The organism is Nonomuraea sp. K271, assembly GCF_009908215.1.
Lineage (GTDB): Bacteria > Actinomycetota > Actinomycetes > Streptosporangiales > Streptosporangiaceae > Nonomuraea > Nonomuraea longispora.
Map to the genome: position 1 here is coordinate 1 of NZ_JAAAHR010000160.1, position 22,835 is coordinate 22,835.

Sequence of the window (22,835 nt, forward strand, 5' to 3'; positions counted from 1 at the left end):
GGGGGGGGCACAGCCCGATTATGCCCGTGAGGTCCGCGCCGCCAATGCGTCGTTTTACCCACTGGCGAGGGCCGGCCGGAAGACCCCGGCCGGCCCTCGCCCGGATCGTCAGCCGAACAGCGCGGGCAGTGCGGCCTCGTGCGTCTCGCGCAACTCGGCCACCGGGACCTCGAAGACGCCCTCGACGACCAGCCTGTCGCCGCCGGTCATGCCGAGCCCGTAGCAGGGCACCTCGTGCCGCCCGCACAACGACGCGAACGCGTCGTAGGCGTCAGGTCGTACGGCGATGAGCGCCCGGGAAGCCGACTCGCTGAACAGGTCGGTGAACGGCTCGCCGCTCAGCGTCACGGAGGCGCCGACGCCCCGCGCCAAACACGCCTCGGCCAGCGCCACGGCGAGGCCGCCGTCGGACAGGTCGTGCGAGCCCGCCAGCAGCCCCCGACGGGTGGCCTCGACCAGCACGGTGGCCAGCGCCCGCTCGGCCTCCAGGTCGGCGTGGGGCGGCAGCCCGCCCAGGTGCCGGTGGGCGACGTGGGCCCACTCGGAGCCGCCGAACTCCTCGCGCGTGTCGCCGAGCAGCACGACCCGCAGCCCCTCCTCGGTGAACCCGGTCGGCACGCGCTTGGCGACGTCGTCGATGACCCCGAGCACGCCCACGACCGGCGTGGGATGGATGGCCGTCGAGCCCGTCTGGTTGTAGAAGGAGACGTTGCCGCCCGTCACCGGCACGCCGAGCGCCCGGCAGGCGTCGGCCAGGCCGCGCGTGGCCTCGGCGAACTGCCACATGACCTCGGGGTCCTCCGGGGAGCCGAAGTTGAGGCAGTTGGTGACGGCGAGCGGCTGGGCTCCGGTCACGGCGACGTTCCTGTAGGCCTCCGCTAGCGCGAGCTGCGCCCCCGCGTAGGGGTCGAGCTTGGCGTAACGCCCGTTGCCGTCGGTGGATAGCGCGATGCCGCGGGTCGTCGGTTCGTGCTCGACACCGGCCATGGTCTCCGAGATCCGCAGCATGCCCGCGTCGGCCGGCTGGGCCAGCACGGTGTTGGAGCGGACGTAGCGGTCGTACTGGGAGGTCACCCACTCCTTGGAGGCCAGGTTGGGGGAGCCGAGCAGCTTGAGCAGCGTCTCGCGCAGGTCGGCCGGCCGCTCCAGCCCGTCGGGGGTGTCGGCGTTGAGCGCGGCCTGGCCGGCCGGCTCGTGGTAGGGGCGTTCGTAGACGGGGCCTTCGTCGGCGGCCGTGCCCGGCGGGATGTCGACGATGATCTCGTCCTCCCACGTCATGACCAAGCGGCCGGTGTCGGTGACCTCGCCGATGACGGTGGCGGGGACGTCCCACTTCTCGCAGATCGCCATGAACGCCGGGATGTCGCGGGGCTCGACCACGGCCATCATGCGCTCCTGCGACTCGCTCATCAGGATCTCCTCGGGCCTGAGCGAGGGATCGCGGAGCGGGACGCGGGTGAGGTCGACGTGCATGCCGCCGGTGCCCTTGGCGGCCAGCTCGGTCGTGGCGCACGAGACGCCGGCCGCGCCGAGGTCCTGGATGCCTACGACCACGTCGGCGGCGTAGAGCTCCAGGCAGCACTCGATGAGCAGCTTCTCCATGAACGGGTCGCCGACCTGCACGGCGGGCCGCTTGGCCTGCGACTCGTCCTCGAAGGTCGCCGAGGCCAGCACCGAGGCGCCGCCGATGCCGTCGGGGCCCGTGGACGCGCCGAACAACACGACCTTGTTGCCGGGGCCCGGCGCGGTGGCCAGCTTGATCTGGTCTTTGCGCAACAGGCCCACGCACAGGGCGTTGACCAGCGGGTTGCCGATGTAGCACGGGTCGAAGACGACCTCGCCGCCGATGTTGGGCAGGCCCAGGCAGTTGCCGTAGTGGCTGATGCCCTCGACCACGCCAGGCAGCACCCGGCGCGTGTCGACGGCGTCGGCGCCGCCGAAGCGCAGCGCGTCCATGACGGCGACCGGGCGCGCGCCCATCGACATGATGTCGCGCACGATGCCGCCGACGCCGGTGGCCGCGCCCTGGTGCGGCTCGACGTAGGACGGGTGGTTGTGAGACTCGATCTTGAACGTGGCCGCCCAGCCGTCGCCGATGTCGACCACGCCGGCGTTCTCGCCCATGCCCACCAGCAGCGCCTCGGACTTGGGCGCCTTGGTGGCGAACTGCTTGAGATGCACCTTGGACGACTTGTAGGAGCAGTGCTCGGACCACATGACGCTGTAGATGGCCAGCTCGGAGCCGGTGGGACGGCGCCCGAGGATCTCCTTGACCCGGGCGTACTCGTCGGCCTTCATCCCCAGCTCGGCGAAGGGCATCGGCTCGTCGGGGGTTTTCGCCGCCCGCCGCACGTCGTCGATCATTCGCCCTCCCGCGTCGGTCGGAGGATCGGCATGTCGGCCGCGTCCGTCCGCCGCTCGTTCCACTCGCTCATGCGTCCACCAGGTTCTTGAGGATGGAGGTGAAGAAGCCGAGGCCGTCGGTGCTCGGGGCGCCGACCAGCTCCTCGACCGCGTGCTCGGGGTGCGGCATGAGCCCGACCACGTTGCCCGCCTCGTTGCGGATGCCCGCGATGTCGTTGAGCGAGCCGTTGGGGTTGCCTCCGACGTAGCGCACGACCACGTGGCCGCCGGCCTCGAGCGCGGCCAGCGTCTCGTCGGAGGCGACGTAGCGGCCTTCGCCGTGCTTGACCGGCAGCACGATCTCCTGCCCCTGGTCGAAGGCGTTGGTCCACGCCGTCGCGGTCTGCTCGATGCGCACCCGCTGGTCACGGCAGACGTAGTGCAGCGACGCGTTGCGGGTCAGCGCGCCGGGCAGCAGATGCGCCTCGCACAGGATCTGGAACCCGTTGCACGTGCCGATCACCGGCAGACCCGCGCCCGCGGCCGGGATGAGCTCGTCCATGATCGGCGCGAAGCGGGAGATGGCGCCGCAGCGCAGGTAGTCGCCGTAGGAGAAGCCGCCGGGCAGGAACACGGCGTCGACCCCCTTCAGGTCGTGGTCGGCGTGCCACAGCGGAACCGCCTGCGCGCCCGCGAGGTGCACGGCTCTGGCGGCGTCCTGGTCGTCGAGAGTTCCTGGAAACGTGACTACGCCCACACGGGCAGCGCTCATGACTGTCGTCCCCTCCGAGGAATGCGCACGCACGCGCCACCGTCTCTTCGGGGCGGACGGCGGTCTGCGGCGGTGTAACCAAGGTTATCGGGTGCTCGCGCATGGTCCGCATCGGCTTGTACGCGACGCGGAGGAGCAGGTCAGACGGCTGCGAGCGCTCGGGGGCGGGCCTTGGCCCCTTCGTCCCATGCGAGCGTCTTGCGCAGGTGGACCGTGGTGCCCCGGCCAGGCTCGGTGCCGAAGGAGATCTCGTCGACGACGGAGCGCATGATCAGCAGGCCGCGGCCGTTCTCGGTGTCGGGCGGGGGGAAGTGAGCGGGCATCGACGGCACGCCCGCGCCGCTGTCGGCCACGCGTACGTCACAGTGGCCGTAGCCGATCGACGCCGTCACCTCGTAGCGGTTGGCGGGTCCCCCGTGCCGCACCGCGTTCGAGCACGCCTCGGAGACGGCGAGCAACATGTCGGCGATGCAGGTCTCACTCACGTTGAGTGAGCGCAGGGCATCGCCTAGCACTCGCCTGACCATCGGTATGCCGATCGCATCCCGAGGCAGCGCCAACGAGAACTCAATATCCACCGGACTCCTCCGGGCGCCAGAATGTCACCTGGAGTAGGTTTCCCTGTGAAATCGGGGCTAACCGCAAAATCACGTTGTTGTTATTTACTGTTGGCTTGCCCGTGGCATTGTGGCACGTCAGAACCCCGCTTTAACCGACCAGGGGGAAATCGGGGGATCAAATGTGCGTTCTACTCTGCAACCCGGACGGTGTAGTCCTCGATCACCGTGTTGGCCAGAAGAGTCTCGGCCATCTTGCGCACCTCGGCCAGCGCCGCCTCGTCGGCGGGGCCCTCCAGCTCCAGCTCGAACCGCTTGCCCTGGCGCACCGCCCCGACGCCGGAGAAGCCGAGCCTGGGCAGCGCCCTGGCGATCGCCTGGCCCTGCGGATCGAGGATCTCGGGCTTCAACATGACGTCCACGATGACGCGGGCCACTGCGTTCCTCCTGGGAGCGGTGGGTGGATGGGAAGCACAGCCTACCGGCGCGTGTGGCCGCCGACACAACGGGAACGGGGAGGACATGGGGCTTGCGCGCAGGGCTGTGACGTCTGCCACCATGGCCCCAAAGCGTACGAACCATCACCATATGGTTCCTCGCCAAGGAGGCCGGGACTGAGGTGGCAACCCCATCGACATCCGGCCCTGACGCACAGGAGTGGCCATGACCGAGCTTGTCGCGGTCGTCAGTGAGCACAGCACATGTGCCGCGATACCGGCGAAGGAGGTCTCGTGACAACCGAAGCCGCACGCGGCGCCGAGTCGCCCCCCGAGCTGGTCCAGTTGCTCACCCCCGAAGGCGAGCGGGTCGAGCACCCCGACTACGACATCGACCTGACCCCCGAGGACGTACGGTCGCTCTACCGCGACCTGGTGCTCGTCCGCCGCATCGACCTGGAGGCCGTGGCACTGCAACGCCAGGGCGAGCTGGGCATCTGGGCCTCGCTGCTGGGCCAGGAGGCGGCCCAGATCGGCTCGGGCCGCGCGCTGACCGACGTGGACATGGCGTTCCCCACCTACCGTGAGCACGGTGTGGCGTGGTGCCGCGACGTCGACCCGGTCAAGCTGCTCGGCCTGTTCAGAGGTGTCAACCACGGCGGGTGGGACCCCAAGGAGCACAACTTCCACCTCTACACGATCGTGATCGGCAGCCAGACGCTGCACGCCGTCGGATACGCCATGGGCATCCAGCGTGACGACGCGAGCGCCGCCACCATCGCCTACTTCGGCGACGGCGCCACCTCCCAGGGCGACGTGAACGAGTCGTTCATCTGGGCCGGCGTGTTCAACGCGCCGATCGTGTTCTTCTGCCAGAACAACCAGTGGGCGATCTCCGAGCCGCTGGAGAAGCAGAGCCGCATCCCTCTCTACCGCCGCGCCTCGGGCTTCGGCTTCCCCGGCATCAGGGTCGACGGCAACGACGTGTTCGCCTGCCTCGCCGTGACCAGGAAGGCGCTCGAAGCCGCCCGTACGGGCCAGGGCCCGACGCTCATCGAGGCGTACACATACCGCATGGGCGCCCACACCACCACCGACGACCCCACCCGCTACCGCGTGGCCAGCGAGCTGGAGGCGTGGAAGCTCAAGGACCCGATCGAGCGGGTCAAGGCCTACCTGTACAAGAACGAGCACGCCGGCCAGGAGTTCTTCGACGCCGTAGACGCCGAGGCCGCCCAGCTCGGCGCCGACCTGCGCAGGCGCTGCCTGGCCATGCCCGACCCCGAGCCGCTCGACATCTTCGACCACGTCTACAGCGAGTCCCACGCGCTGATGGACCAGGAGCGCGCCCAGTTCGCCGCGTACCTGGAGGGGTTCGCCAAATGACGATCATGAGCCTGTCCAAGGCGCTCAACGAAGGCATGCGCAAGGCCATGGAGGACGACTCCAAGGTCCTCATCATGGGGGAGGACGTCGGCAAGCTGGGCGGCGTCTTCCGCGTCACCGACGGCCTGCAGAAGGACTTCGGCGAGGACCGTGTCATCGACACGCCGCTGGCCGAGTCGGGCATCATCGGCACCGCGATCGGGCTGGCGCTGCGCGGTTACCGGCCGGTGTGCGAGATCCAGTTCGACGGGTTCGTCTTCCCGGCGGCCGACCAGATCATCACGCAGCTGGCCAAGATGCCGATGCGCTCGCTGGGAGCGATCAAGCTGCCGGTCGTCGTACGCATCCCCTGCGGCGGCGGCATCGGGGCGGTCGAGCACCACAGCGAGTCGCCGGAGGCGTACTTCACCCACACGGCCGGCCTGCGGGTCGTGGCCTGCTCCAACCCGGCCGACGCGTACACCATGATCCAGCAGGCCATCCGCAGCGACGACCCGGTCATCTTCTTCGAGCCCAAGCGCCGCTACTGGGAGAAGGCCGACATCGACACCGCGTCCACCGAGTGGTGGCCGCCGCTGCACAAGGCCAAGGTGGTGCGGCCGGGCGCCGACGCCACGCTGCTGGCCTACGGGCCCATGGTCAAGACGTGCCTGGAGGCCGCCACGGCGGCCGAGGACGACGGGCGCTCGCTGGAGGTGATCGACCTGCGCTCGCTCAACCCGCTGGACGAGCCGGTGGTCCTGGAGTCCGCCCGCAGGACCGGGCGGGTCGTGGTCGTGCACGAGGCCCCTGTCAACAACGGGTTCGGCGCCGAGCTCGCCGCCAGGGTCACCGAGCAGTGCTTCTACCACCTGGAGTCGCCCGTGCTGCGGGTCGGCGGCTTCTCCACCCCCTACCCGCCGTCGAAGCTGGAGGAGCACTACCTGCCCGACCTGGACCGGGTGCTCGACGCCGTCGACCGGGCCTTCGGGTACTGAGGGGGTTGTCCATGCGACGCGAGTTCAAGCTGCCCGACGTCGGCGAGGGCCTGACGGAGGCGGAGATCGTCCGCTGGCATGTCAAGCCCGGCGACGACGTCAAGGTCAACCAGATCGTCGTCGAGATCGAGACGGCGAAGTCGATCGTCGAGCTGCCGATCCCGTGGGACGGTGTGGTGGCCGGCCTGATGGCCGACGAGGGCACGACGGTCGAGGTGGGCATCCCCATCATCGCCGTGGACACGGGCGACACTGGTTCCGGCGCCGACGGCGGGAACGACCGGGCCGAGGCGCTGGCCGACGACATGGTCCCGAAGCCCCCGGCCGAGGGAGCCGTCGAGCCGGGCGCCCACGGCGGCCCGGCGCCCAAGGAGGAACGCCAGGCGGTCCTCGTGGGCTACGGAGTCAAGACGGGCGCCACCAAACGACGCCCGCGCAGGCAACCGCCGGGCGCGGCCACCCCGGTGGCCAACCCGGACCGCGTGGGGGTGGACGGCCCGGCCGCGCCGGTCCCCGCCGCGGGGCCGCGGGCGCCGGCCAAGCCGCCCGTACGCAAGCTGGCCAAGGACCTGGGCGTGGACCTGGCGAGCCTCACCGGCACGGGCCCCGAGGGTTCGATCACCCGCGAGGACGTGCACGCCGCCGCCCGGGCGGACGCTCCGCAGGCGGCCCCCCAGCCGCGGCGCGAGCGCGAGGAGCGCGTCCCGATCAAGGGCGTACGCAAGATGACCGCCCAGGCGATGCTCGCCAGCGCCTTCACCGCCCCGCACGTCACGGAGTTCCTCCAGGTGGACGTGACGAGGACGATGGAGGCCGTCCGGTGCCTGCGCGATCTTCCCGAGTTCGCAGAGGTCAGGGTCTCCCCGCTGCTGCTGGTGGCCAAGGCGGTGATCACGGCGGCCGGGCGGCATCCGATGATCAACTCCTCGTGGGACGAGGCGGCGCAGGAGATCGTGGTCAAGCACTACGTGAACCTGGGCATAGCCGCCGCGACGCCGCGCGGCCTGGTGGTGCCCAACGTCAAAGGCGCGGACACGATGTCGCTGCCCGAGCTCGCCGCCGAGCTGGGTCGGCTGACGGAGACGGCCAGGGCGGGCCGTACGCAACCGGCGGAAATGTCGGGCGGCACCATCACGATCACCAACGTCGGCGTGTTCGGCGTCGACGCGGGCACCCCGATCCTGAACCCCGGCGAGGCCGCCATCCTCGCCTTCGGCCAGGTCAGGGACATGCCCTGGGTGGTGGACGGCGAGCTCGCGGTGCGCAAGGTGACGACGTTGGCGCTCTCCTTCGACCACCGGATCGTGGACGGCGAGCTGGGCTCGCTGTTCCTGCGCGACGTGGGCGCCATGCTGGAGGACCCGCTCCGCATGCTCGCCTGGAGCTGAACCTCGGGTACGGCGGCCGCCGGGAGGACCCCTCTCCCGGCGGCCGCCGTGGCGGGACGCCCGCACCCGACCACCTCAGAGGCGCCGGCCGGCCGATGAAATACATTGGCCCCCATGATTCGCCACATTGTGCTGTTCACGTGGAAAGACGACACCACCGACGAGCAGCGGGCCGCCGTGACGGCCGAGCTGGGCAGACTGCCCGGCGTCATCCCGCAGCTGCGTTCCTTCACCGTCGGCGGCGACGCGGGCATCAACCAGGGCAACCACGACTACGCGGTGGTGGCCGACTTCGACAACGTCGACGACTACGTGGTCTATCGCGACCATCCCGAGCACCAGGCCGTGATCGCCGAGCACATCAGGCCGATCCTCGCGAGTCGCGCCGCCGTACAGCTGGAACTCTAAAGCTCGGGCGGGTTGTTCTCCCGGTGCATCAGCCGGTGGTCGGACGTCTGGCCCCGCCGAGGGGCCAGCAGGATGCTCAGGAGCACACCCACCCCTCCGACGATCATGAAGATGATGCCGATGATGTCCATGTGGACGCTCTGTCCGAACACGTCGGGCTCGATGGCGAATTTCAGGATGGCGCCGAGCGTGAGGAAGAAGATGCTGACCCCGACACCCATGACGACCTCCAGGCAATGAACGTGTACAGCACCGGTCATACCCGAGTAAGCGCGATCACACCCGCGACTTTCAGGCCAGGCACGACAGAGGCCGGCCGCCGTTGTAGGTGATCATGTCGAGTACGGCGGCGGCCAGGTCGATCGGGGCGCCGAGCGGCCGCCCGTCGAGCTCGGCGTAGGCGCGGTGCAGGTTGCCCACGATGCGTTCGGCGTCCAGCAGCCCGGCCCACTCGCCCAGGTCGGTCTCCCTGGCGGCGTCGAGCGGCGACAGCCCGGCCTGCCTGCCCCGCCTGGCGGTCTCCTGCACGAACCGCAGATAGCCCTCGACCTGGTCGTAGACCTCGGGCCCGCAGATCTCCCCGTGGCCCGGCACGACGGTCGCCGCGCCGAGTCCCCTGAGCTGCGCGAGGGAGTCCAGCGCGCCGGCGACCGAGCCCATGAGCACGAACGGCGTTCCGCCGTTGAAGACGAGGTCGCCGGAGAACAGCAGCCGCCGCTCGGGGATCCACACGTACGAGTCGTTGGTCGTGTGGGCGGCGTGCCCCACGTGCCTGACCTCGCACCTCAGGTCGTCGGAGTACACGGTGACGCGGTCGGTGAAGGTGAGGAACGGCGGCGTCACCTCCATGGCGCCCCACTGCACCTCGGGCGACCAGGCGGCCCGGTAGGCGGGGACGCCGTCGGCGATGATCTGGTCGCGCACGCCCTCGTGCCCGATGATCGTCGCCTCGGGGAACAACCAGTTCCCGAACGTGTGGTCGCCGTGGTGGTGGGTGTTGATCAGAGTGGTGATCGGCCGGTCGCTGACCTGGCCGACGGCCTGCCTGAACGCCCGCGTCCGCCGCTCGGTCGAGCAGGCGTCGACGCAGATGACGCCGCGCCGCCCGGCCAGGAAACCGGTGTTGTTGATCCACCAGCTCCCGTCGGGCTGTACATAGGCGTAGACGCCGTCCGACACCTCCTCGACGCGGGCGGGCGGCAGCGAGTGGTCGTGGGAAGAGGAACTCATGTCCGCGAAGGTATCCGTTCGCATGCCCGGCCGGGCGGCTCGGGGGACAGGACGCCCGCCCGCCGCGCCGGGCGGGCGTCCCCGGCTCTAGAAGGCCTCCTCGGGCAGTTCCATGAGCTCCTGCCCGGTCGAGGCCAGCACACGCCGCTCGGCGGCCAGTCGCGGCAGCACGGTCTTGGCGAAGAAGGAGGCGGCGCCGACCTTGCCGAGATAGAACGGGTCGTCGCCGTCGGCCAGCCTGGCCAGGGCCACCTCGGCCTGGCGCAGCAGCAGCCAGCCGATCACCAGGTCGCCCAGCGCGAGCAGCAGCCTGGTGGTGTTGAGCCCGACCTTGTAGGTCTCCTGCGGCGACTCCATGGAGGCGAGCGCCCAGCCGGCCATGGTGTCGCCCATGGCCTTGACGTCGGCGGCGGCCTCGACCAGCAGCTTGCGCTCCTCCTTGAGCCGGCCGTTGCCCGCCTCGGAGCCGGCGAACTCGTTGATCTCGGCCAGCAGGGCGCCGATCGCGGCGCCCTGGTTGCGCAGGATCTTCCTGAAGAACAGGTCGAGACCCTGGATCGCGGTCGTGCCCTCGTACAGGGAGTCGATCTTCGCGTCGCGGATGTACTGCTCGATCGGGTAGTCCTGCAGGTAGCCGGAGCCGCCCAGGGTCTGCAGCGAGCGGGAGAGCAGCTCGTACGACCGCTCCGAGCCGACCCCCTTGACGACGGGCAGCAGCAGGTCGTTCATGGCCTGGGCGTGCCGGTCGTCCGGGTCGATGAGCAGGGCGTCCTGGAAGGTGGCGGTGTAGAGCACGAGGGCCCGCATGCCCTCCGCGTACGCCTTCTGCAGCATGAGCTCGCGGCGGACGTCGGGGTGGTGGGTGATGGTCACCCGCGGAGCGGTCTTGTCGGACATCTTCGTCATGTCCGCGCCCTGCGTCCTGGCCTTGGCGTACTCCAGGGCGTTCAGGTAGCCGGTGGACAGCGTGGCGATGGCCTTGGTGCCGACCATCATGCGGGCGTGCTCGATCACCATGAACATCTGCTTGATGCCCTCGTGCACGTCGCCCACCAGCCAGCCGACGGCGGGGTGCCTGTCGCCGAAGGTCAGCTCGCACGTCGTGGAGACCTTCAGCCCCATCTTCTTCTCGACGTTGGTGACGTAGACGCCGTTGCGCTCGCCGAGCTCGCCGGTCTCGAGGTCGACGTGGAATTTCGGCACCAGGAACATCGACAGCCCCTTGGTCCCGGGGCCGTGGCCCTCGGGGCGGGCCAGCACGAGGTGGAAGATGTTCTCGGTCATGTCCTGCTCGGCGCTGGTGATGAAGCGCTTGACGCCCTCGATGTGCCAGGTGCCGTCGGGCTGCTCGATCGCCTTTGCCCGCCCGGCGCCCACGTCGGAGCCGGCGTCGGGCTCGGTGAGCACCATGGTGGCGCCCCAGTTGCGCTCGATGGCGAGTTCGGCGAAGCGCTTCTGCTCGTCGTTGCCGGCGCGCCACAAGGTGTAGGCGAAGTTGGGGCCGGCGGCGTACATGTAGAGGGCCGGGTTGGCGCCCAGCACCATCTCGGCCGTGGCCCACGCGAGGCTCCGCGGGATGCCTGGCCCGCCCAGCTCGACGGGCAGGTCGAGATGCGCCCAGCCGCCGTCGACCAGCGCCTTGTACGACCTTCTGAAGCCGTCGGGCATGCGCACGGAGCCGGTGGCGGCGTCGAACTCGGGCGGATGCCTGTCGCCCTCCTCGAAGGAGTCGGCGAGGACGCCGGTGGCCAGCCTGTTGACCTCGTCGAGGATGCTGCGGGCGACCTCCTCGTCCACTTCCGCAAAGGGCCCCGTGCCGAGGATCTCGCGCCTGCCGAACACCTCGAAAAGGCTGAACTCCAGGTCGCGCACGTTGCTCTTGTAGTGGCCCATGGGTGTCGATCTCCTTGAACCGGGTTTGGTGTACCGACCAGTAACCTTACTCTGAAATGCTACCCGCGGGTAACCCCGGCTATGCATGGCATGCTCTCTGCATGGACGCCGAAGAACTCGCCGCCCGATGGCGGGAGCGACTGGAATCCTGGGCCATCCCCGAAGCGATCCTGGCCAAGGCTCCCGTTGATCCATGGGGCCACTCGCCCGAGCGGTTCGTCACCCGCACCGACCGTGCGCTGGCCGAGCCCGACGACGGCCCGACCATGACCCGGCTCGCCGAGGCCCTGTCCGGCATGGGGTCCGGCATGGGGTCCGGCAAGGGGTCCGGCAAGGGGTCCGGCAAGGGCACGCTGCTCGACGTGGGCGCCGGCTCCGGCGCGGCGTCGCTGCCGCTGCACGAGCGCATCGGTCACCTCTACGCGGTCGACACCTCGGCGGCCATGCTGGAGGCGCTGGAGACCCGGGCGGACAAGCTCGGGGTGCCGGTCACCACGATCACGGGCCGCTGGCCCGACGTGGCCGACGACGTGCCCGTGGCCGACGTGGCCATCGCCGCGCACGTCGTCTACAACGTCCCCGACCTGGCCGGCTTCCTGCGCGCGCTCGCCCGCCGCACGCAGGGGCGTGTGGTGCTGGAGCTGCCGCATCGCCACCCCATGAGCTGGTTGACGCCGCTGTGGCAGCACTTCCACGGCGTCGACCGGCCGGTACGGCCCGTCGCGGAAGACTGCGTGGCGCTGGCCGCGGCGCTCGGCTACCCCGTCAGGGTGGAGGAGCGAGAGGCGCCCCTGGAACGTTTCACGTCGCTGGAGGAGTTGGCCGCCAGCGCCTGCCGCCGCATCTGCCTCGACCCGTCAATGGCGGACGAGGTGGCGGCCACGGTGCTGGAGCTCGGCATGTGGCCCATGCCCAGAGACCGGTGGACCACGATCTGGTGGGAATGAGCGGCCTGGCCCGCTCGTTGTCGCCATTGAGCTGACGGCTCCCGGACGAGACGCGCCGTACCCGGCACGACAAGACGACGCATCCGCACAGTCTCGTTCACAAGGAGTTCTTGATCATGGCGTGGGTCCTTCTCGTGCTGGCCGGCCTCTTCGAGATCGCCATGGCCCTCTCGCTCAAGCTCAGCAACGGCTTCACCCACCTGTGGTGGACCCTGTCGTTCCTCGGCACGGCCGTTTTGAGCTTCGGCCTGCTCTCCTACGCGCTCAGGTCGCTGGAGGTCGGCACCGCGTACGCCGTCTGGACCGGCGTCGGCGCGGCCGGCACCGCGATCCTCGGCATGATCGCCATGGGGGACGAAGTGTCGCTGCCCCGCATCGCGTGCATCGCGCTGATCCTGGCGGGCGTCATCGGCCTGCGAACACTGGCTTGACGTCTTCGGTGGTGTCGGATTGAGTGGCCTGATGATCGAAATTCATGCCATCTCCGTCGACGCCGACAACCCGTACGAGATCGCCAGCTGGTGGAGCAGGGCCACCGGCCTGCCGCTGGGCGAGGATGACGAACCCGGTGACGACGAGATCATGCTCCGCACCGAGCGAGACCCGTTCCTGCTCTTCCTGAAGGTCCCCGAGGGCAAGACCGTCAAGAACCGGGTGCACTTCGATGTCAACGGCATGGACGGCAGGACCCGCGACGAGGAGGTCGAGCGGCTGGCCGGCATGGGCGCCACCATCGCCGACGACCGGCGCCTGCCCGACGGCGCCGGCTGGGTGGTCATGCGCGACCCCGAGGGCAACGAGTTCTGTGTCTGCCGCAGCCAGCAGGAGCGCGAGGCCCAGGGCTGAGCCGGGGTCACCGGGCCGAACGGGCCCTACCCTGCAGAGTGAGCGTCACGATGGCGGTGATCAGGTAAACCAGCGCGCCGTGCCACATGGCGTGGACGGCCGAGCCGAACACGCCTTCCCCGTCGATCAGGAGCTGCACCGGATAGTCGAGCACGGCCGTGATGCCGGCGGGCAGCAGCGCGAACTTCCACGGGTGCCGCAGCGACCAGAGGCGGGCCTGCCGGGTCACCCGGTCGCCGTCCTCCGGCTTCGCCACCGCGCCGATCGCGGCGACCATCGCGAACAGGCTGATGCCCAGGCCGAGCGCCCACACCAGGTCGCCGCCGCCCGTGAGCAGCCCGAAGCCGTAGCTGGTCGCCGAGATGACGCCGCCGCTGATGGCGGCGGCCTTCCAAGGGGCGCCGCGCAGCGCGGCGCCCGACAGCGATACCTCGTCGCGTCGACTGATTTCGTTCATGGCCTCATGCTGCCTTCCGTGTCACCCTCGGGGCATCGGGGGTGAACCCTGGCTTCGCCCCCATCTGATCGTCAGGGGGAGTCGGGGTTCGTGCTCCGCGGCAGGCGTCTGCAAGCGTGGCAACCCGCTGCCGTCCGAGCGCCAGTTGGTCGATGAGTTCGGGGTGGCCAGGGCGACCGTGCGCAAGGCGCTCGCCAAGCTGATCGAGGAGGGCACCATCTACACGGTGTTCGGCATCGGAAACTTCGTGGGACCACCCCCCGAGGACGTCTGACCTGTCCCTGGCATCATGCGGGGCATGCGGGAAATCGTGATGGAACACCTCGGCCCTGATGAAGGGGAGCGGCTGCGGGCGGTGCGGCTGCGCGCGCTGCGGGACTCGCCGGACGCCTTCGGGTCCTCGTACGACCGTGAGGTTGAGTTCTCGGCTGACAAATGGACTGAAAGGCTGAAAAATCCGGGCTCCCGGTGGTGGGTGGCCGAACGCGGCGGCGCGGACGTGGGCCTGGTGTGCGTGCTGCTGGAGGACACCGGCGCCCACCTGCTGTCCATGTGGGTCGCCCCCGAGGCCAGGGGCGAGGGCGTGGGCTCCCGGCTGGTGGACACGGCCGTGGAGTGGGCGAGGAGCACCGGCGCGGAGGAGGTCGGCCTGTGGGCGGTCGACCAGAACCACGCCGCCCGCGCGCTCTACGCCCGCAAGGGCTTCACCCCGAGCGGCAGGGTCATGGCGCTGCCGTCCAACCCCGGCCTCATGGAGTCCCACTACGTGTTGTCGCTGCTCCTCCGCCGGGCCCGCGAGGACGACGTGCCCGCCATCGTGGCCATGCTGGCCGACGACCCGCTCGGGGCCCAGCGTGAGGGAGACCCGGGTGACGAGCGCTACCTGGCGGCGTTCGAGCGGATCGACGCCGACCCGTACAACGAACTGATCGTCGCCGAGCGGGACGGCAAGGTGGTGGGCACCATGCAGCTCACCTACCTGGCCGGGTTGTCGCGGCTGGGCGCGGAGCGGTGCCAGATCGAGGCCGTCAGGGTCGCCGCCCCCGAACGAGGCAGGGGCCTCGGCCGCAAGATGATCCAGTGGGCCGTCGACCGGGCGCGGGCGCGCGGCTGCGCCATGGTGCAGCTCACCTCCGACAGGTCACGTACGGACGCGCACCGCTTCTACGACTCCCTCGGCTTCACGGCCTCCCACGTCGGCTACAAGCTCAAACTGGACTGATCTCGACCAGGTTGTCGTGGAAGGCGGGACCCCTGCCCATGTCACCGTCCCGCTCCGCCACGACCACGTTGGGGTTGGCGCCGCCGGGCGTGAGCTTCGGCCAGCGCCCCTTCGGCGAGGCCACCACCCCGGCCGCCACGCGGTCGCTGATCTCGACGTCGGCCAGGAACTCGCCGCCGTCGTTGTGCACGCGCACCCGCTGGCCGCCGGCCAGCCCCCGCTCCGCGGCGTCGGCCGGGTTGACCAGCACCACCGGGTCCTTGGCCCGCCGCCGCAACTCCGGGTTGTTGCCGAACGTCGTGTTGAGGAACAGGTGAGACGCCGGCGTGATCAGCGTCAGCCGGTACGGTGACGACCCCGCCGCGCGCACCGAGTGGGGCGGCACGTACGCCTCCTTCGCGGGCGGGAACCGCAGCCGGCCGGAGGGCGTCGGGAAGCCGTCGGCGAACGGCGCGAAAGGCCGGGGGTAGTTCATCCGCACCCAGCCCTCCTTGCGGAGCCGGTCCAGGGTGATGCCCCCAAGGGATGGATGCCCGCTCGACAGCAGCTGCTCGGCCAGCTCCACATCCGAGTCGTACAACGACGGCTCGGTCATCCCCATGTGCCGGGCCAGCCGCCTGAACGTCTCCGTCGTCGACAGGCATTCGCCGGGAGGCGGCCCGGCGGGCTCGTTCCACAGCAGGTAGAGGTGTCCGTAGCCGGCGTGCAGGTCCATGTGCTCGGTCTGCATGGTCGCGGGCAGCACGATGTCGGCGTAGTCGACGGTGTCGGTCGAGAACTGCTCCATGACCACGGTGAACAGGTCCTCGCGGGCGAGCTGCCGCTTGATGGCGTTGGCGTCGGGGGAGCTGCCCGCCGGGTTGGCGGCGTACACCCACAGGCACTTCACGTCGTCGAGCTGTGAGGCCAGCTTGGTCATGACCAGCGTGCGCACCGGGCGGGCCAGCAGGTCGTCGCGCCGGTCGACGGCGAGGTGCACGTGGTCGCTGGTGGAGAAGGCGATGCCGCCACCAGGATGCCGCCAGTCGCCGGTGACGCCGGGGATCGCGGCGATCGTGCGCAGCGCGGTGCCGCCGCCGGCGTGCCGCTGCAGGCCGTGCGTGGCACGCAGCGCGGTCGGCCGGGTGCGGGCGAGCCGGATCCCCAGCCTGTGGACGGCCTCGGCGGAGATGCCGGTGATCCCGGCCACCCGCTCGACCGGGTGGCGCAGGATCTCCTCGCGGAAGTCGTCCCAGCCCTCGGTGTGCTCGGCGAGGAACTCCTCGTCCTGCGCGTTCTCCGCCAGCACCACGTTGAGCAGCCCGAGCGCCAGCGCCGCGTCCGTGCCCGGCCTGATCGCCAGGTGCTCGTCCGCCTGGTCGGCGGTCCGGGTGCGGATGGGGTCGATGGCGACGACGTACGCGCCGCCGGCCCGCGCCTCCTGGATGAACTTCCACAGGTGGTGCCCGCTGGTGAGCGTGTTCGTGCCCCACAACACGATGAGCCTGGCCAGCGCGAAGTTCTCCGGATCCATGCCGGCCGCGGTGCCCGTCGTCCGCCGCAGGCCGCTGTTGCCGGCGCCCGAGCAGATGTTGAGATAGTGCTTGGAGGCGCCCAGCATGTTCCAGAACCGCCGGCCCGCCACGCCCTCGCACCCCTGGAGGTAGCCGAGCGAGCCGGTGCCCAGATAGGGCCAGATCGCCTCGCCGCCGTGCTCCTCGACGATGCCGCGCAGCCGTACGGAGATCTCGTCGAGAGCCTCCTCCCACGTGATGCGCTCGAACCGGCCCGAGCCCTTCGGCCCGGTGCGGCGCAGCGGGTGGAGTATGCGGTCGTCCGCGCGCGTGTGCTCCAGGTAACGGTTGACCTTCACGCAGAGCGCACCCCTGGTGTAGGGGTGGTCGGGGTTGCCGCGGAGACTGACAGGCCGGCCGTGCTCCACCGTGACCACCCAGGAACAGGTATCCGGGCAGTCCAGCGGACACGCCCCCAGAACTCTCAGATCACCCGGCATGGGTCACAGCCTACGTCGCGCGAAGTCGGAGGTGAATGGTGGGATCTCCAGCGTGTAGCCTGCCCGGTGCGAGGACTACGGGGCTGATTTGAGGACACTGGAAACCTAAAGATCGTACGGTCCGGGCGGGAAGGTGCAGAATCACTGTCGGTGGCCGAAATCAGGGAACGAGATGACACGGAGGACCTCGCGGAGGGGGATCCAGCCGTGGCCGAGTCGCGCGCGGACACAGACGTCTACGTCGTAGAGCCGCTCCTTCCGCAGCGCCTTCGCCGCCCGTCGGACCTGCTGCGGTTCTTCGCCACGCTCGCGGTGCTCGGCGCGGTGATCCTGCTCGCCCTCGTGGCCAAGCAGACGCTCATCGGCCTCGAAGCCGACGTCAAGGAGGGCGCGGAGCTCGTCCCCCTGCTCAGCCGGATCGCCGCGTTCCTCGGCGGCGCGGCCGTGTTGATCGTCCCGACGGCCTTCGCCGTCGAACGGGTCTTCCACCGCGACGGGCTGCGCGTCGCCGAAGGGCTGATCGCCGCGATCGTCGGCATCGCCGGATCGTTCCTGCTCGGGCAGTGGCTGGTCGCGGGCAATGTTGACGACCTGCGTGTGCTGCTCACCGGCGACAGGAAGATCGAGCCGCTCAACACGCTGCTCACCGCGGTGATCGCGTACGCCACCGCCGTGCGCATCTCGCGCCGCCCCACGTGGCGCATGCTGATGTGGACCACGATCGCCCTCTACATCCTCGCCTTCTTCTCCGGCAGGCAGATCACGCTGCCGAGCGCCATCGTGACGGTGCTGGTCGGCATGGCCATCGGCTACGCCACCCTCTACGGCGTCGGCAGCCCCAACACCAGGCCGCCCGGCAGCGCCGTGCTGGCCGCGCTGCGCAAGCTGTCGTTCACGCCGGTCTCGGCCCGCCGCATCGAGGACGACCACCAGGGCAGCCGCCGCTACGCCATCGGGCTCAACGACGGCAGCAGCCTCGACGTCACCGTGCTCGACCGCGACCGGCAGGTGGCCGGGCTGCCCTACCGCCTGTGGCGGCGCATCAGGCTCCACTCCGAGACCCGGCGCAGGGCCATCAGGTCGCTGCGGGCCGAGCTCGAACGCGAGGCGCTCATGGCGTACGCCGCGCAGGCCGCGGGCGCGAGCACTCCCCGCCTGCTCGGCACGAGCGAGATCGGCACCGAGGCCGCGCTGCTCGCCTACGAGCACATCGAGACGCGCCCCCTCGACGAGGTGCCCGACGAGGAGATCGGCGACGACCTGCTCGCCCAGATCTGGGAGCAGGTCGGCCTGCTGCAGATCCAGCGCCTCGCGCACCGGCGGCTCACCGGCGACAGCATCCACCTCGACGGCGCCGGCCGGGTCGTGCTCACCGACGCGCGCAGCGGCGAGATCGCCGCGGGAGACCTGCTGCTCAGGCTCGACGTCGCCCAGCTCCTCACCTACCTCGCGCTGCGCGTCGGGTCCGAACGCTCGGTCAGGGCCGCCGCCGCCGTCATGGGAGCCGACGCGCTGGCCGCCGCCCTGCCGCTGCTCCAGCGCATCGCGCTGACCAGGGAGACCCGCGCGGCTCTGGCCAAGGCCAAGCAGGTGCTGCCCGAGCTCCGCGAGCACATCGTGGCGCTCAAACCGCAGAGCAAGGTCGAAGAGGTGCGCCTGGAGCGGTTCAGGCCGCGCACCCTGATCACGATCATCGCCAGCGCGCTGGCCGCGTACTTCCTGCTGTCCCAGCTCAGCCAGGTCAACGTCTACCAGGTGGTCACCACGGCCAACTGGGCGTGGTCGGGGCTGGCGCTGCTCGCCTCGTTCGGGAGCTTCGTGGCCGCCGCGCTCATGCTGCGCGGGTTCGTTCCGGAGAACCTCCCGCTCTGGCGTACGGTGCTCGTGCAGCTCGCGGCCTCGTTCGTCAAGCTCGTCGCGCCCGCGGCGGTGGGCGGCGTCGCGATCAACACCCGCTACCTGCAAAAGCGCGGCATCTCGCCCGCCAGCGCGGTGGCCAGCGTGGGGGCCTCCCAGCTCATCATGCTGATCTTCCACATCGCGCTGCTGCTCTTGTTCGCCTACATCACCGGCTCCACCACCAACACCGCGTTCACGCCGTCACGCGGGCTGGTCGTGGTGCTGCTCGCGGTGGCGCTGCTGGTCGTGGTGGTGCTCGGCGTGCCGCCGCTGCGCAGGCTGGTCACCGGGCGGATGAGCAGGCTCTTCTCCAACGTCCTGCCGCGCCTGCTCGACGTGCTGCAGTCGCCGCGCAAGATGATCGAGGCGGGCCTCGGCACCCTCATGATCACCATCACGTTCATCGTCTGCCTCGACGCGTGCGTGGCGGCGTTCGGCGGAGAGCTCAGCTTCACCGCCGTCGCCGTCGTCTACCTCACGGCCAACGCGATCGGCTCGGCCGCGCCCACCCCCGGCGGGCTGGGCGCGGTCGAGGGCGCGCTCGCGCTGGGCCTCACCGTGGCGGGGCTGCCCGCCGAACTCGCCACGTCGGCCGTGCTGCTGCACCGGCTGCTCACGTTCTGGCTGCCGGTGCTGCCCGGCTGGGCCTCCTTCACCTACCTCCAGCGGCACGAGGCCCTGTGATCTTGTCGATCGCGTCGAGCTCGTCCTCGGTGAAGGCGGGGCCGTCCACGCAGGCCACGTTGTCCTCAAGCTGACGTACGCTGCTCGCGCCGATCAGCACGCTCGTGACCCGCGGGTCCCTGCGCGCCCACGACAACGCCATCTGGGCCAGCGTCTGCCCGCGTCCCCTGGCGATCTCGTTCAGGTCGCGCGCCAGCTCGCGGTCGATCCGCTCCTGCGGGAGGAAGCGGCTGGTGGCCGCGCGCGAGTCGGCCGGCACCCCGTCGAGGTAGCGGTCGGTCAGCACGCCCTGCGCCAGCGGCGAGAACACGATGCAGCCCATGCCCGCCTCCTCCAGCGTGTCGAGCAGCCCGTCCTCGATCCACCGGTTGATCATCGAGTAGGACGGCTGGTGGATGAGCAGCGGCGTGCCCAGCTCGCGCATGATCCGCGCCGCCTGCGTGGTCTGCTCCGCCGAGTAGTTGGAGATGCCCGCGTAGAGCGCCTTGCCCGAGCGCACGGCCCGGTCCAGCGCCCCCATGGTCTCCTCCAGCGGCGTCTCCGGGTCGGGACGGTGGCTGTAGAAGAGGTCGACGTAGTCGAGGCCCATACGCTCAAGCGACTGGTCGATGCTGGCCAGCAGATACTTGCGCGAGCCCCACTCGCCGTACGGGCCGGGCCACATGTCGAACCCGGCCTTGGTGGAGATGATCAGCTCGTCGCGGTGGCGCGCGAAGTCCTCGCGGAAGATCCGCCCGAAGTTCCGCTCCGCCGACCCGTACGGGACGCCGTAGTTGTTGGCCAGGTCGAGATGTGTCACCCCGAGGTCGAACGCCCGCCGCAGGATCGCCCGCGACGTCTCGACCGGCCGGTTGTCGCCGAAGTTGTGCCACAACCCCAGCGACACCGCCGGCAGCTTCAGTCCGCTGCGTCCGCTGCGGACGTACGGCTGGCGCTCGTAACGCCGGTCGTCGGCCTGATAGGTCATGACGTGCCCCTCTCGATGATCCACGCCAGCGCGAACGCCTCTTCACGCCAGGCGTCGTAGCGTCCGCTACGGCCGCCGTGCCCCGCGCCCATCTCGGTCTTGAGCAGGAACGGCCCGCCGCCCGCCGTCGCTCGCAAGCGCGCGATCCACTTCGCCGGCTCGTGGTAGAGGACGCGCGTGTCGTTCAGGCTCGTGATCGCCAGGATCGGCGGGTACGGCCGGCCGTCCACGTTCTCGTACGGCGTGTAGCTCTTCATGTAGGCGTAGACGTCGGGATCGTGCAGCGGATTGCCCCACTCGTCCCACTCGATCACGGTCAGCGGCAACGACGGATCGAGGATGGTGTTCAGGGCATCGACGAACGGCACCTCGGCCACCACGCCCGCGAACAACTCGGGCGCCAGGTTCGTGGCCGCGCCCATGAGCAGCCCACCGGCCGAGCCGCCCCTCGCGATGACCCGCTCGCTCCAGCCGCTCTCCTTCATGTGGCGGCACACCGCCACGAAATCGGTGAACGTGTTGCGCTTCCTGGTCAGCTTGCCCTCTTCGTACCAGCGGCGGCCCAGCTCGCCGCCGCCCCTGACGTGGGCTACGGCGAAGAGGAACCCGCGGTCGAGCAGCGACAACCTCGCGATCGAGAAGCCGGGGTCTATGGAGGTCTCGTAGCTGCCGTACCCGTACAGCACGGTCGGCGCGGGCGTGGCCGTGTCCTTGCGCTTCACGATGGACACGGGGATCTTCGTGCCGTCCTCGGCCGTGGCCCACTCGCGGAACTGCTCGTAGTCGGCCGGGTCGTAGCCGCCCAGCACCGGCCGCCGCTTGAGCAGGATCAGCTCGTGCGAGTCGAGCTCGTAGTCGTACACGCTGGGCGGGGTGACCATGCTCGTGTACGCCAGCCGCAGCCGCGTGGTCGTGAACTCGGGGTTGCCCGCCGGCCCGACGTCGTACAGCGGCTCGGGAAAGTCGATCTCGTACGCGTTCCGCTCGGAGGCCTCCACCCGCTCCCGCCAGGTGCCGCCGGCGGAACCGTAGGGCAGCACCCGCAGGCCGGTCAGCCCTTCACGCCGGAAGTGCACCACGGCGTGGTCGGAGAACGCGTCGATCTCCAGGAGCCTCGTGTCCTCCCTGTGGGGGGTCAGCGGGGTCCAGGAGCCGGGGTCGTCCAGCGGGGCGGTGGCAAGCTCGAAGTTCTCGGCGTTCTCGTTGTGGAGCACGTAGAAGAAGTCGCCCGCGTGCTCGACGCCGTACTCGACGCCGGTCTTCCTGGGGCGGACGACCGTGAACTCGCCGGCCGGATCCATCGCGTCGAGGACGCGCACCTCGCTGGTGACCTTGCTGCCCGCGCTGAGCACCAGGTAACGCTCGCTCCTGGTCAGCCCGATGCCCACCCAGTAGCGCTCGTCGCCCTCCTCGTAGACCAGCACGTCCTCCTGGGTCCCCAGGGTGTGCCGGTAGACCTGGAACGGGCGCCAGGCGTCGTCCACGCGCGTGTAGAAGAACGCCGAGCCGTCCGCCGACCAGGCTCCCCCGTAGAAGATGCCGGTGATCTCGTCGGGGAGCACCTCGCCCGTCTCGAGGTTCTTGAACCTCAGCGTGAAGCGCTCGTCGCCCTTGTAGTCGGTGGAGAAGGCCAGCATCGTGCCATCGGGGCTGACGGCGCTGGCGCCGACCGAGAAGAACGGGCTGTCGCCGGCCAGCTCGTTGCCGTCGAGGATGACCTGCTCCCGGTCGAGCCGCTCGCCCGGCGTGATCACCGGGGGCGCGTCGCTGTCCGCGGGGACGCGGCAGGAGACGCCGTACTGCTTGCCCTCTTCCGTACGGGTGAAGTACCACCAGGCGCCCTTGCGGCTCGGCACCGACAGGTCGGTTTCCTGGGTGCGCGCCTTGATCTCCTGGAACACCTGCTCCTGGAGGTCGGAGAGGTGAGCGGTCTCCTTCTTGAGAAAGTCGTTCTCCGCCTCCAGATAGGCGGTGGTATCAGGATCTTCCTTGTTGCTCAGCCAGGCGTACTCGTCGATGACGGTGTCGCCATGATGGGTGCGCTCGGTCCGGACCTTCTTCGCCACTGGTGGCGTGTTGCTGCTCACGTGGGGGAGTCTATGTTCGGTTGTGATCGATCTGTGGCCGTGGAGCCCGACGAACGAGTCCCGAGAGGTCGGGAGCGCTGCTAATCTTGAGGAGCCGACGCGGTGCGGCACAACCACTTCCTCTCACTCCGGTGATATGTGGCGTGTTGTGCCGTGGGTCGCCGGCGCTCCCCTGTGACCACCTGGTCTGGAGATCGGTTCGCCGCGGTCTCTACGGGCTGGTAAGTTAGAGGGGTTGTCTCCGAAAGGGGGCGGCGCTTAATTCCCGCAGGTCGAGCAGGTCCGGTCAATTTGACAGGGACTTGAACGGCTGAAAGAGTTAAGACACAACGAAATGAACGC

The 22,835-nt window shown here is 69.9% G+C and carries 21 protein-coding genes, 1 pseudogene and 1 riboswitch; of the genes and pseudogenes, 11 read left to right on the plus strand and 11 right to left on the minus strand.

The window, feature by feature from the left end; translation table 11 throughout:
- Positions 1-108: 108 nt before the first annotated feature.
- From purL to purS, 4 genes are all read right to left on the minus strand, one after another.
- A complete protein-coding gene (purL, locus tag GUY59_RS37285) occupies positions 109-2,364 on the minus strand; it encodes a phosphoribosylformylglycinamidine synthase subunit PurL (protein WP_138205781.1) in 2,256 nt (751 codons plus the stop codon).
- Positions 2,365-2,431: 67 nt separating this feature from the next.
- Positions 2,432-3,115 carry a phosphoribosylformylglycinamidine synthase subunit PurQ gene (gene purQ, locus GUY59_RS37290; RefSeq protein WP_138205779.1) on the minus strand — a complete coding sequence of 228 codons (684 nt, stop codon included), beginning with the start codon at positions 3,113-3,115 and terminating at the stop codon, positions 2,432-2,434.
- A 140-nt stretch (positions 3,116-3,255) separates the two neighbouring features.
- A complete protein-coding gene (locus GUY59_RS37295; RefSeq protein ID WP_138205785.1) occupies positions 3,256-3,642 on the minus strand; it encodes an ATP-binding protein in 387 nt (128 codons plus the stop codon).
- A 221-nt stretch (positions 3,643-3,863) separates the two neighbouring features.
- Positions 3,864-4,109, minus strand: coding sequence for a phosphoribosylformylglycinamidine synthase subunit PurS (gene purS / locus GUY59_RS37300; RefSeq protein ID WP_138205777.1), 246 nt, complete (start codon positions 4,107-4,109; stop codon positions 3,864-3,866).
- A gap of 264 nt (positions 4,110-4,373) precedes the next feature.
- Here purS and pdhA point away from each other — a divergent pair, with 264 nt between their 5' ends.
- The 4 genes from pdhA to GUY59_RS37320 all read left to right on the plus strand — a co-directional run bounded on the left by pdhA (position 4,374) and on the right by GUY59_RS37320 (position 8,268).
- The gene (gene pdhA, locus GUY59_RS37305) at positions 4,374-5,495 is read left to right on the plus strand and encodes a pyruvate dehydrogenase (acetyl-transferring) E1 component subunit alpha (RefSeq protein ID WP_236667867.1); all 1,122 of its coding nucleotides are present in this window, start codon (positions 4,374-4,376) and stop codon (positions 5,493-5,495) included.
- Positions 5,492-6,472 carry an alpha-ketoacid dehydrogenase subunit beta gene (locus tag GUY59_RS37310; RefSeq protein WP_132340998.1) on the plus strand — a complete coding sequence of 327 codons (981 nt, stop codon included), beginning with the start codon at positions 5,492-5,494 and terminating at the stop codon, positions 6,470-6,472. The genes pdhA and GUY59_RS37310 overlap by 4 nt, the downstream gene beginning before the upstream one ends.
- A gap of 11 nt (positions 6,473-6,483) precedes the next feature.
- On the plus strand, positions 6,484-7,860 hold the full coding sequence (locus GUY59_RS37315) for a dihydrolipoamide acetyltransferase family protein (protein WP_138205775.1): 1,377 nt from the start codon (positions 6,484-6,486) through the stop codon (positions 7,858-7,860).
- A 114-nt stretch (positions 7,861-7,974) separates the two neighbouring features.
- Positions 7,975-8,268 carry a Dabb family protein gene (locus GUY59_RS37320; protein WP_138205773.1) on the plus strand — a complete coding sequence of 98 codons (294 nt, stop codon included), beginning with the start codon at positions 7,975-7,977 and terminating at the stop codon, positions 8,266-8,268.
- Here the strand turns inward: GUY59_RS37320 and GUY59_RS37325 are convergent.
- The 3 genes from GUY59_RS37325 to GUY59_RS37335 form a co-directional block, all read right to left on the minus strand.
- Positions 8,265-8,489, minus strand: a complete 225-nt coding sequence (locus GUY59_RS37325; protein ID WP_132341004.1) for a hypothetical protein — start codon at positions 8,487-8,489, stop codon at positions 8,265-8,267. The two genes, GUY59_RS37320 and GUY59_RS37325, sit on opposite strands and share 4 nt — an antisense overlap.
- Before the next feature lie 70 nt (positions 8,490-8,559).
- On the minus strand, positions 8,560-9,498 hold the full coding sequence (locus tag GUY59_RS37330) for an MBL fold metallo-hydrolase (RefSeq protein ID WP_138205771.1): 939 nt from the start codon (positions 9,496-9,498) through the stop codon (positions 8,560-8,562).
- Between the two features lie 87 nt (positions 9,499-9,585).
- Positions 9,586-11,391 (minus strand): acyl-CoA dehydrogenase, encoded by a 1,806-nt coding sequence (locus tag GUY59_RS37335; RefSeq protein ID WP_138205769.1) that lies wholly within the window; start codon positions 11,389-11,391, stop codon positions 9,586-9,588.
- Between the two features lie 101 nt (positions 11,392-11,492).
- Between GUY59_RS37335 and GUY59_RS37340 the strand changes: the two genes are divergently transcribed.
- The 3 genes from GUY59_RS37340 to GUY59_RS37350 all read left to right on the plus strand — a co-directional run bounded on the left by GUY59_RS37340 (position 11,493) and on the right by GUY59_RS37350 (position 13,184).
- On the plus strand, positions 11,493-12,338 hold the full coding sequence (locus GUY59_RS37340) for a class I SAM-dependent methyltransferase (protein ID WP_138205767.1): 846 nt from the start codon (positions 11,493-11,495) through the stop codon (positions 12,336-12,338).
- Positions 12,339-12,355: 17 nt separating this feature from the next.
- A riboswitch (guanidine-III (ykkC-III) riboswitch) is annotated at positions 12,356-12,422 on the plus strand.
- 32 nt (positions 12,423-12,454) lie between these two features.
- Positions 12,455-12,769, plus strand: a complete 315-nt coding sequence (locus tag GUY59_RS37345) for a DMT family transporter (RefSeq protein ID WP_138205765.1) — start codon at positions 12,455-12,457, stop codon at positions 12,767-12,769.
- Positions 12,770-12,800: 31 nt separating this feature from the next.
- Complete coding sequence (locus tag GUY59_RS37350) at positions 12,801-13,184, plus strand: VOC family protein (RefSeq protein WP_161714891.1); 384 nt, start codon at positions 12,801-12,803, stop codon at positions 13,182-13,184.
- 7 nt (positions 13,185-13,191) lie between these two features.
- Here GUY59_RS37350 and GUY59_RS37355 read toward each other — a convergent pair whose 3' ends face one another.
- The gene (locus GUY59_RS37355; protein WP_165960020.1) at positions 13,192-13,641 is read right to left on the minus strand and encodes a hypothetical protein; all 450 of its coding nucleotides are present in this window, start codon (positions 13,639-13,641) and stop codon (positions 13,192-13,194) included.
- Here GUY59_RS37355 and GUY59_RS37360 point away from each other — a divergent pair.
- From GUY59_RS37360 to GUY59_RS49330, 3 genes and pseudogenes are all read left to right on the plus strand, one after another.
- Positions 13,640-13,915: a GntR family transcriptional regulator gene (locus GUY59_RS37360; RefSeq protein WP_138205761.1), complete on the plus strand. Its 276-nt coding sequence runs from the start codon at positions 13,640-13,642 to the stop codon at positions 13,913-13,915. The two genes, GUY59_RS37355 and GUY59_RS37360, sit on opposite strands and share 2 nt — an antisense overlap.
- Before the next feature lie 39 nt (positions 13,916-13,954).
- Positions 13,955-14,350 (plus strand): annotated as a pseudogene (locus GUY59_RS49325) (GNAT family N-acetyltransferase); the annotation flags it as partial.
- A gap of 42 nt (positions 14,351-14,392) precedes the next feature.
- Positions 14,393-14,863: a GNAT family N-acetyltransferase gene (locus tag GUY59_RS49330; RefSeq protein ID WP_236667868.1), complete on the plus strand. Its 471-nt coding sequence runs from the start codon at positions 14,393-14,395 to the stop codon at positions 14,861-14,863.
- Here the strand turns inward: GUY59_RS49330 and GUY59_RS37370 are convergent.
- Positions 14,850-16,856 (minus strand): molybdopterin-containing oxidoreductase family protein, encoded by a 2,007-nt coding sequence (locus GUY59_RS37370; protein ID WP_138205757.1) that lies wholly within the window; start codon positions 16,854-16,856, stop codon positions 14,850-14,852. The genes GUY59_RS49330 and GUY59_RS37370 overlap by 14 nt on opposite strands.
- A 150-nt stretch (positions 16,857-17,006) precedes the next feature.
- On the opposite strand from GUY59_RS37370, the gene GUY59_RS50990 reads away from it, so the two are divergent.
- Positions 17,007-19,439: a lysylphosphatidylglycerol synthase transmembrane domain-containing protein gene (locus tag GUY59_RS50990; RefSeq protein WP_252375138.1), complete on the plus strand. Its 2,433-nt coding sequence runs from the start codon at positions 17,007-17,009 to the stop codon at positions 19,437-19,439.
- Here the strand turns inward: GUY59_RS50990 and mgrA are convergent.
- Positions 19,408-20,406, minus strand: coding sequence for an L-glyceraldehyde 3-phosphate reductase (gene mgrA / locus GUY59_RS37380; protein WP_138205755.1), 999 nt, complete (start codon positions 20,404-20,406; stop codon positions 19,408-19,410). The two genes, GUY59_RS50990 and mgrA, sit on opposite strands and share 32 nt — an antisense overlap.
- Entirely contained in the window at positions 20,403-22,493 is a 2,091-nt protein-coding gene (locus GUY59_RS50995; RefSeq protein WP_138205753.1) for a S9 family peptidase, read from the minus strand. The genes mgrA and GUY59_RS50995 overlap by 4 nt, the downstream gene beginning before the upstream one ends.
- Positions 22,494-22,835: the final 342 nt, after the last annotated feature.